General features: G+C 71.1%; 7 protein-coding genes. 3 read left to right on the forward strand and 4 right to left on the reverse strand.

The features are described 5' to 3' along the window. From hypF to AB0J09_RS47340, 3 genes are all read right to left on the reverse strand, one after another. Positions 1 to 2,232 (reverse strand): carbamoyltransferase HypF (gene hypF / locus AB0J09_RS47330; protein ID WP_360706793.1); only part of this gene is annotated, 2,232 nt, incomplete at its 3' end. Positions 2,233 to 2,684: 452 nt separating this feature from the next. After that, a complete protein-coding gene (gene arc, locus AB0J09_RS47335; RefSeq protein WP_360706796.1) occupies positions 2,685 to 4,448 on the reverse strand; it encodes a proteasome ATPase in 1,764 nt (587 codons plus the stop codon). Between the two features lie 204 nt (positions 4,449 to 4,652). Next, a complete protein-coding gene (locus AB0J09_RS47340) occupies positions 4,653 to 5,504 on the reverse strand; it encodes a tRNA (adenine-N1)-methyltransferase (RefSeq protein WP_360706799.1) in 852 nt (283 codons plus the stop codon). Between the two features lie 55 nt (positions 5,505 to 5,559). Here AB0J09_RS47340 and AB0J09_RS47345 point away from each other — a divergent pair, with 55 nt between their 5' ends. The 3 genes from AB0J09_RS47345 to AB0J09_RS47355 all read left to right on the forward strand — a co-directional run bounded on the left by AB0J09_RS47345 (position 5,560) and on the right by AB0J09_RS47355 (position 8,174). Then, complete coding sequence (locus AB0J09_RS47345) at positions 5,560 to 6,651, forward strand: GNAT family N-acetyltransferase (RefSeq protein WP_360706802.1); 1,092 nt, start codon at positions 5,560 to 5,562, stop codon at positions 6,649 to 6,651. Between the two features lie 170 nt (positions 6,652 to 6,821). Beyond that, the gene (locus AB0J09_RS47350) at positions 6,822 to 7,319 is read left to right on the forward strand and encodes a hypothetical protein (protein WP_360706805.1); all 498 of its coding nucleotides are present in this window, start codon (positions 6,822 to 6,824) and stop codon (positions 7,317 to 7,319) included. Positions 7,320 to 7,349: 30 nt separating this feature from the next. Continuing rightward, positions 7,350 to 8,174: a sugar nucleotide-binding protein gene (locus tag AB0J09_RS47355; RefSeq protein WP_360706808.1), complete on the forward strand. Its 825-nt coding sequence runs from the start codon at positions 7,350 to 7,352 to the stop codon at positions 8,172 to 8,174. Positions 8,175 to 8,359: 185 nt separating this feature from the next. On the opposite strand, the gene AB0J09_RS47360 is transcribed toward AB0J09_RS47355, so the two are convergent. Next, positions 8,360 to 8,587 (reverse strand): FHA domain-containing protein (locus AB0J09_RS47360; RefSeq protein WP_360706811.1); only part of this gene is annotated, 228 nt, incomplete at its 5' end.

The raw sequence follows: 8,587 nt of genomic DNA on the forward strand, positions 1-8,587 counted from the left end.
GTCGCGGGCGGCGGCGATGGCCGCCTGGCCCAGGCTGATGCCGCCGTCGTTGGGTGGCACCCGGACGTGCCTGAGCACGCGGAACCCGGCCGCGCGCAGCAGTGCGGCCGTGCGTTCGAGCAGCAGCGCGTTCTGGAAGACCCCGCCCGACAGCGCCACGGCCGACAGCCCTGTGGCCTGCCTTAGGGTGTCGCAGGCGCGGGTGACGGCGTCGGCCAGGCCGTTGTGGAAGCGGGCGGCGATCACGCGCGTGTCCACCCCGGCCGCCAGGTCCGCGGCGGCGGCGCGGACGAGGCCGGCGCCTTCCATGACGAGCAGGTCTCCGCGGTGCATGGCGGCCTCGTACGTGCCGCGCTCGGAAGGGTCGGCGTGCTGTTCGAGCTCGATCGCCGCCTGCCCCCCGTACGTGATCTTGTCCCGGATCCCGAGCAGCGCGCAGACGGCGTCGAAGAGGCGGCCCGCGCTGGAGGTCAGCGGGGAGCCGGGGGCGAGCCTGAGCGCCTCGGCCCAGGGGTTGCGGCGGGCGACGGCCAGGCCGGGGTGGTCGTCGCCGAGGTAGGCGGCGGTCATGCGCCAGGGTTGCCGGACGGCGGCCGTCCCGCCCGGCAGGGGCACCTGGGCGAGGTGGCCGAGGCGTTCGAAGGAGGTGAGGTCGGCGCGGAGGAATTCGCCGCCCCACAGGGTGCCGTCGGGGCCGTGGCCGAGCCCGTCGAAGACGACTCCCAGTACGGGCCCGGGGTCGCCGTTGTCGGCCAGGCAGGAGGCGATGTGGGCGTGGTGGTGCTGGACGGCGACGTGTTCGACGCCGGGGATCTCCATGGCGTGTCTGGTCGACAGGTAGCCGGGGTGCAGGTCGTGCGCCACGATCTGGGGCCGGATGCCGAAAAGTCCGCGGAAGTGCTCAATGCCCTCCGCGAACGACCTGAGCGTCTCGCGGTTCTCCAGATCGCCGATGTGCTGGGAGACGAACGCGCGCCGCCCTTCGACCAGGCAGAAGGTGCTGTCCAGGTCGGCGCCGCAGGCGAGGACGGGCCGTGGCGCCGGCCGGCGGAGGGCGAACGGCTCGGGCGCGTACCCGCGGGCGCGGCGCAGCACGGTCACCTCGCCTGCCATGGGCCGCACGACCGAGTCGTCGGTGCGTACGTGGATGGGGCGATCGTGGATGAGGAAGGCGTCGGCGATGCCGCTGAGCCGGGTGAGCGCGTCGGCGTCTTCGTGGGCGGCGGGCTCGTCGGAGACGTTCCCTCCGGCGAGGACGAGGGGCTCGGCGAGCTGGGCGAGCAGGAGGTGGTGGAGGGCCGTGTTGGGCAGCATGAGGCCGAGGCTGCGGTCGCCGGGCGCCACGGAGGGGGCCACGGGGGCGCCGGGGAGGCGGGGCAGCAGCACGATGGGGCGGGCGCGGCTGGTGAGCAGCTCGGCGGCGAGGTCGTCGATCTCGCACAGCCGCCGGGCCTGCGCCAGGTCGGCGACCATGATCGAGAACGGCTTCTCCTCGCGGTGCTTGCGGCCCCGGAGCGTGGCGGTGGCCGGCTCGTCGGCGGCGGGCACGGCGAGGTGGAAGCCGCCGAGGCCCTTGACGGCGACGACGCGCCCGGCGCGCAGCAGGGTGACGGCCCCGGCGATGGGGTCGCCGCACAGCTCGGCGCCGCGGGCGTCGTGCAGCCGCAGCCGGGGCCCGCAGGCGGGGCAGCAGGTGGGCTGGGCGTGGAAGCGGCGGTCGCCGGGGTCGTGGTATTCGGCGGCGCAGGCCTGGCACATGCCGAAGCCGGCCATGGTGGTCAGCGTCCGGTCGTACGGCACGCCGCGCACGATCGTGAAGCGGGGGCCGCAGCCGGCACAGTCGATGAACGGGTGGCCGTGGCGGCGGTCGGCGGGGTCGGCGAGCTCGCGCAGGCAGTCGGCGCAGGTGGCGGTGTCGGCGGAGACGAGGGGGCGGAGCGGGCCTGAGGCGTCGCCGGCGGCGATGGTGAAGCCGCTGTGGCCGGCGGGCTCGCCGCTGACGATGGTGAGGTGCCGGATCTCGGACAGGGCGGGCGCGTCGCGTTCCAGCGCGGTGAGGAACTCCTCGACTCCCGCGAGGGCTCCTTCGACTTCGATGTGCACCCCGTTGACGTCTCTGCGCACGCGCCCGGCCAGGCCCAGGCGGCGGGCCAGCGAGTAGACGAAGGGGCGGAAGCCCACGCCGTGAACGATGCCTTCGACGTGCACATCTACTCGTTTCAGCGTGGTCACGAGCCCAGTGTGCGCCTCATCGGAGTGGCGTGCATGCGTATCTGCCGTGTCGCCGCGACTTCCGCGCGTGGGTGTGCTTCCCTCCTGCCTCGAGGGGCGCGAAACCGCCGGGTTCGTCCCACTCCCCCGCCGCCGCCGCTCGCCTCCGTACTCCGGCCGGGGTCTTCAAGAGGACCGGCACCCCCAACGAAGAGGAGACCCTTCGGCGAGGGAGGGATCGGGCTCCCGCCCGAAGGACAGGGCACCGCCCTGAGGCCGGCGTCCCGCACGGGAACGATGCGCCCGCCGAGGCCTCGGGGTGCCGCGCGCGAGACCCGTTCGGGGGGAGGCTCGCGTCCCGGCCGGACGTAGAAGCGCCGGCGCCCACGGCGCACACCGAACCGAGGGGCTGGCGGAAAGAAGGGCGCGGACACGCGGACGGGAGGGCCGCGCAGGCCCTCCCGTCCGAGGTGTTACAGGTACTGGCCGGTGTTGGCGACGGTGTCGATGGACCGGCCGGCTTCCGTGCCCTGCTTGCCGGAGACGAGCGTACGGATGTAGACGATCCGCTCGCCCTTCTTGCCGGAGATGCGGGCCCAGTCGTCGGGGTTGGTGGTGTTGGGCAGGTCCTCGTTCTCGGAGAACTCGTCCACGCAGGCCGTGAGCAGGTGCTGCACCCGCAGGCCCTTCTGGCCGGTTTCGAGGAACTGCTTGATGGCCATCTTCTTGCCCCGGTCGACGATGTTCTGGATCATCGCGCCGGAGTTGAAGTCCTTGAAGTAGAGGACTTCCTTGTCGCCGTTGGCGTAGGTCACCTCGAGGAAGCGGTTCTCCTCGCTCTCGGTGTACATGCGCTCGACGACGCTCTGGATCATGCCCTGGATGGTGGCCTCGCGGGAGTCGGAGTGCTCCGAAAGGTCGTCCGGGTGCAGCGGCAGGTCGGCGATGAGGTACTTGGAGAAGATGTCCTTGGCCGCCTCGGCGTCCGGCCGCTCAATCTTGATCTTGACGTCCAGGCGGCCGGGCCGCAGGATCGCCGGGTCGATCATGTCTTCGCGGTTGGAGGCGCCGATGACGATGACGTTCTCCAGGCCCTCGACCCCGTCGATCTCCGACAGCAGCTGAGGGACGATGGTGTTCTCCACGTCGGAGGACACGCCGGAGCCTCGGGTGCGGAAGATCGAGTCCATCTCGTCGAAGAACACGATCACCGGGGTGCCCTCTGAGGCCTTCTCGCGGGCCCGCTGGAAGACCAGGCGGATGTGCCTCTCGGTCTCGCCGACGTACTTGTTGAGCAGCTCGGGACCCTTGATGTTGAGGAAGAAGCTCTTGCCGGACTGGCCGGTCTTCTCCGCGACCTGCTTGGCCAGGGAGTTGGCGACGGCCTTGGCGATGAGCGTCTTACCGCAGCCGGGCGGGCCGTACAGCAGTACGCCCTTGGGGGGCCGCAGCTTGTGCTCGCGGAACAGGTCGGCGTGCAGATAGGGCAGCTCGATGGCGTCCCTGATCTGCTCGATCTGCCGCATGAGGCCGCCGATCTCCTCGTAGGAGATGTCGGGGACCTCCTCCAGCACGAGCTCTTCGACTTCGGACTTGGGTATGCGCTCGTAGACGTAGCCGGAGCGAGGCTCGAGCAGGAGCGAGTCACCGGCCCTGATGGGCTGGCCGATCAGCGAGTCGGCCAGTCGCACGACGCGCTCTTCGTCGGCGTGCGAGATGACCAGGGCCCGCTTGCCCTCGTCGAGCAGTTCTTTGAGCATCACGATCTCGCCGACCTCTTCGTAGCCGAGCGCTTCGACCACGTTGAGGGCCTCGTTGAGCATGACCTCCTGGCCACGCCGCAGCGAGTCGACGTCGACGGCAGGGCTGACGTTCACCCGGAGCTTGCGACCGCCGGTGAACACCTCGATCGTGCCGTCTTCTCTGGCCTCGAGGAAGGTGCCGAAGCCGGATGGCGGCTGCGCCAGCCGGTCGACCTCCTCCTTGAGAGCTACGATTTGGTCCCTGGCCTCCTTGAGTGTGGCCACCAGGCGCTCGTTCTGGCCGGTCACGGCCGCCAGATTGGCCTGTGCCTCATGGAGACGCTCTTCGAGGACCCTGGCCTGACGGGGTGACTCGGCCAGCTTCCGCCTCAGCGCGGTGATCTCCTCCTGGAGGAAGGAGACCTGTGTTGAAAGATCAGCGACCTCCCGTTCGCGCTGCGCGGCTCGAGCCTCAGCATCATCGCGAGCTGCCACGCCCCGTCACCTCCTTCCCAGTCGAGGGCGACTACTAAGGACCTTACCTATCTCGGGCCCCTCCGTAACCTGGCCGGGCAGTGTTCGTAGAGTGACATTCAGTATTCGGTGAATAATCCTCAATCGTGCGTTTAATACTCCCAGCACATGAACACGGCAATCTGTTCCCGTGTCACGCACCAGCGCACCCCCGTGGCCAAATTGTCATAGTTCTTCGGTGGTCCCCTTCGGTCGACGGCGTCTCGGCGGGGGCGTCACTCCGTCCGCCATGCGGCGGGCGGTGACAAGGAACCCCGTGTGGCCGATCATCCGATGATCCGGTCTCACCGCGAGTCCTTCGACATGCCAGTCGCGAACCAGGGTCTCCCACGCATGCGGCTCGGTGAAACACCCGTGATCGCGAATCGTCTCGACGGTCTTGGACATCTGCGTGGTCGTGGCGACGTAACAGCAGATCACGCCACCGGGCGTGAGCGCCTTGGCGGCGGCGTCGACGCACTCCCACGGGGCCAGCATGTCGAGGATCACCCGGTCGACGTCGATCTCGTCGATGGCGGCCACCAGGTCGCCGACGACCAGGCGCCAGTTGGCGTCCATGGGGTCGTCGTAGAACTTCTCGACGTTCTTGCGGGCCACGTCCGCGAACTCCTGGCGCCGCTCGTACGAGGTGACGTGCCCGTCGGGGCCGACGGCGCGCAGCAGGAAGCACGTCAGCGCGCCGGAGCCGACCCCGGCCTCGATCACCCGCGCGCCCGGGAAGATGTCGGCCATGCCGACGATCATCGAGGCGTCCTTGGGGTAGATGACGGCCGCGCCGCGCGGCATGGCCAGCGTGTAGTCCTGCAGCAGGTGCCGGAAGGCGAGGTACTGGGTGCCTCCCGAGGAGCGCACGACGGAGCCTTCGGGCTGCCCGATCAGGTCGCTGTGCGGGATGGCGCCCTTGTGGGTGTGGAAGACGCCGTCCTCTTTGAGCGTGATCGTGTGGCGCTTGTTCTTGGGGTCGGTGAGCTGCACCTGATCCCCCACCCGGAAAGGCCCATGCCTGCGGAAACCCATGGCCGCAAGGTTATAGGGCTTTCGAGGGGCTCCGGACGCACGGTATCTATGGGGGATGCTCCCGCGCGATGTCATCTCCACCGGTCCCCTGATCCTGCGGCCTCCCGCGGAGGCGGACGCCGAGGCGATCGCCAAGACGTGCGATGACCCGGTGACCGCCTGGTTCATGCCCGGGCTGCCGTCGCCCTTCGGGCCGGAGCACGCGCGCGGCTACTTCGACAGGGCCGCGGAGAAGTGGGAGGGCGGCGGCGCGGAGTTCGCGATCACGGAGAACGGCCAGTACGTCGGCTCCGTCGGCGTCCGGCCGCCGGACCACTGGGGCGTGGCCGAGATCGGCTACATGGTGGCGCCGTGGGCGCGGGGCAAGAATGTGGCGGCGACGGCCGCCAGGGCGGTTACCGACTGGGCGTTCGACCACGGAATGCGCAGGATGGAGCTGCAGGCCGCGGTGGAGAACGTGGCGAGCCTGCGGGTGGCGTACAAGGCGGGCTTCCGGGAGGAGGGCCGCAGGCGGGACGCCAAGCGGCTCCGGGACGGACGGCACGTCGACATGGTCACGTTCGCCCGCCTCGAGGGGGACGGGGTGCCGGCGGCGGAGCCGTACCTGCCGTTCTTCGAGGGCGGGGAGCTGTGCGACGGGGTGGTGCGGCTGGTGCCGCTGGCCGTGGAGGACGCGGCCGACTACCACCGGATGCTGGCCGATCCGAGCGTGGCGCGGTACCACATGGGGCCGCTGAGCACGCCGGAGGACGACGAGCGCCGCTGCCGGTACACCGGGTACTGGTGGGTGTCGGGGCAGCGGATCGAGCTGGCGATCAGGGACGCGGCCTCGGGGGCGTTCGCGGGGCACGTGCAGCTGGTGCAGGTCGTGCCGTCGCTGGGGCAGGCCATGGTGGGCTACTCCCTGGTGCCCGAGTACCGGGGGAAGGGGTTCATGACGCGGGCGGTCGGGATGCTGGTGGACTGGGCGTTCGCGAACACGCCCCTGCACCGGATCGTGGCCGGCACCGAGGCGGGGAACACGGCCTCGCACCGGGTGCTGGAGCGGTCCGGGTTCAGCAGGGAGGGCGTGCATCGGGGGTTGTTCGTCACGGCGGACGGGACGCGGGTGGACGACGTGGCGTGGTCGCGCCTGCGGCCGTCGTGACGGCCTCGTGGGGATTTGGTTGCCGCAGCGGAACCTGGGGCGGATCTGGGTAAAAAATCCAGATTTCCGGTTGAGGGCTAGTCAAGGGGCGCGTCGGGGGCGATAGTCAGGGCACCCTGAGATCGCGCGATCGGGCCGCGCGATCTCGCCCTCCCCGAGGGACCACCGCGATGCCATACAACCATGTCAATGTCGCCATGCGTGAGCTCATCGCCTCGTTCTCCTGCCTGGAGGCCACGGACCTGGCCGATCGGCTGGCCAGGGCCGCCGCTGCCGTCACGGGCACGGCCTATGCGGGTTTCGTGCGCGTGGACGCGCTGCGGCGGGAGGCTGATCCGATCCACATGCACGGGCCGCCGGGCGATCCGCTGCGCGTGCGCCGGTGGCTGGCCGAGTCGGGGGTGCTGAAGGAGCTCGCGACGTCGCCGGCGACGGTGCGGCTGGCGCACGACGTGACGGTGGGCGAGCCGGGCTTCCTGGCCGCTCAGGTGCCGCTGGCGACGCGCGACCACACGTTCGTGTGGGTCGCCGGGCGGGCGTTCGGAGATGGGGACGAGCACCTGCTGAGCCGCTTCGCCACGGCCGCGGGGCGCGCGCTGGAGGCGGCGAGCGGGCTGGAGGCAGCGGTGCGGCTGCTGCGGGGCGTACGCGCCTTCCGGACCGGCTAGCCGCGCCGGAGCCCGGTAGCGTGGCGGCCCATGAGGGTTCTCATCGTGGGCGGGAGCGGGTTCCTCGGCGGCGAGCTCGTACGGCTCTGCGCGGCCGCGGGACACGACGTGGGCGCCACCTACCTGACCGCCCGGCCCGCGGAGCGTCCGGGGGTGGAGTGGCTGCCGCTGGACGTGCGCTCGCGCGAGTCCGTGGAGGCCGCCGTGGCGGCGTTCCGGCCGGAGGTGGCGATCAACGCGGCGTACCGGAAGGCGGACTGGGTGAGCACGGCGGACGGCGCCGCGCACGTCGCGCGGGCCCTCTCGCGGACTGGCGGGCGGCTGGTGCACGTCTCCAGTGATGCCGTGTTCTCGGGGGCCGCCCCGCGCTATGACGAGGCGTGCCCGCCCGACCCGGTCAGCCCGTACGGGGCGGCCAAGGCGGCGGCCGAGACGGCGGTGCGGGCCGTGCTGCCGGACGCGGCGATCGTCAGGACATCCCTGATCGTCGGGAACGGCGGATCGACGCACGAGTCGCTGGCGCGCTCGCTCGCGACGGGGCGCGATCAGGGGGTGCTGTTCACCGACGACGTGAAGTGCCCCGTCCACGTCGGGGATCTCGCCGCGGCGCTCGTGGAGGCGGCGGTCCGCGGGCTCTCGGGGGTGCTGCACGTCGCGGGGATCGACGCCGTGAGCCGGTACGAGCTGGGGTCGCTCATCGCCCGGCGGGACGGCCTCGACGCGGCGCGGTTGCGGCCCGGCCGCCGGTCCGACGCCGGACTGCCCGGGCCGTTCGAGGTCCGGCTGGACTGCACGGCCACCCAGCGGCGGCTGCGGACCCGGCTGCGCGGCGCCCGCGAGTTCCTGGCCGCATAGGAACGCACGGGGCCACATAAGCTTCGTATGGCTGTATGCGGCCCATAGAGTCGCATATGACTGCATGAGGCCATTAGAGGCCGTATAGGACGGCGTGAGGCTCATGATGCCGCCCAGGGCCGCATGAGAAACGCCCGCGCCCCCGGGGCTCGGGGACGCGGGCGTTCGCAAGGCGTTAGAGGGCGTCAGCCCCGGTGCGCCTCGAAACGGAGCGTGCGGGAGACGCCGACCCGGACCGTCGTCCCGGGGGCGATGGTGACCGGCTCGTTCGGCGGGATGTCGTAGAAGTTGGGGTCACCCGGAGGCTGGATCTGGGTGCCGTTGACCGAGCCCAGGTCGACCAGGTTGACGTCCCACCCGTCCAGCGCCACCCGCAGGTGGCGGCGCGAGACCGAGCCGTCGGGGCTCGTCAC

The sequence above is a fragment of the Nonomuraea sp. NPDC049784 genome (genome assembly GCF_040659615.1).
Lineage (GTDB): Bacteria > Actinomycetota > Actinomycetes > Streptosporangiales > Streptosporangiaceae > Nonomuraea.

Excerpts from the sequence above, each read along its gene's own strand:
- AB0J09_RS47340 (WP_360706799.1), bottom strand. The coding sequence starts at position 5,504 with ATGGGTTTCCGCAGGCATGGGCCTTTCCGGGTGGGGGATCAGGTGCAG.
- AB0J09_RS47345 (WP_360706802.1), top strand. The coding sequence starts at position 5,560 with ATGCTCCCGCGCGATGTCATCTCCACCGGTCCCCTGATCCTGCGGCCT.
- AB0J09_RS47350 (WP_360706805.1), top strand. The coding sequence starts at position 6,822 with ATGCCATACAACCATGTCAATGTCGCCATGCGTGAGCTCATCGCCTCG.
- AB0J09_RS47355 (WP_360706808.1), top strand. The coding sequence starts at position 7,350 with ATGAGGGTTCTCATCGTGGGCGGGAGCGGGTTCCTCGGCGGCGAGCTC.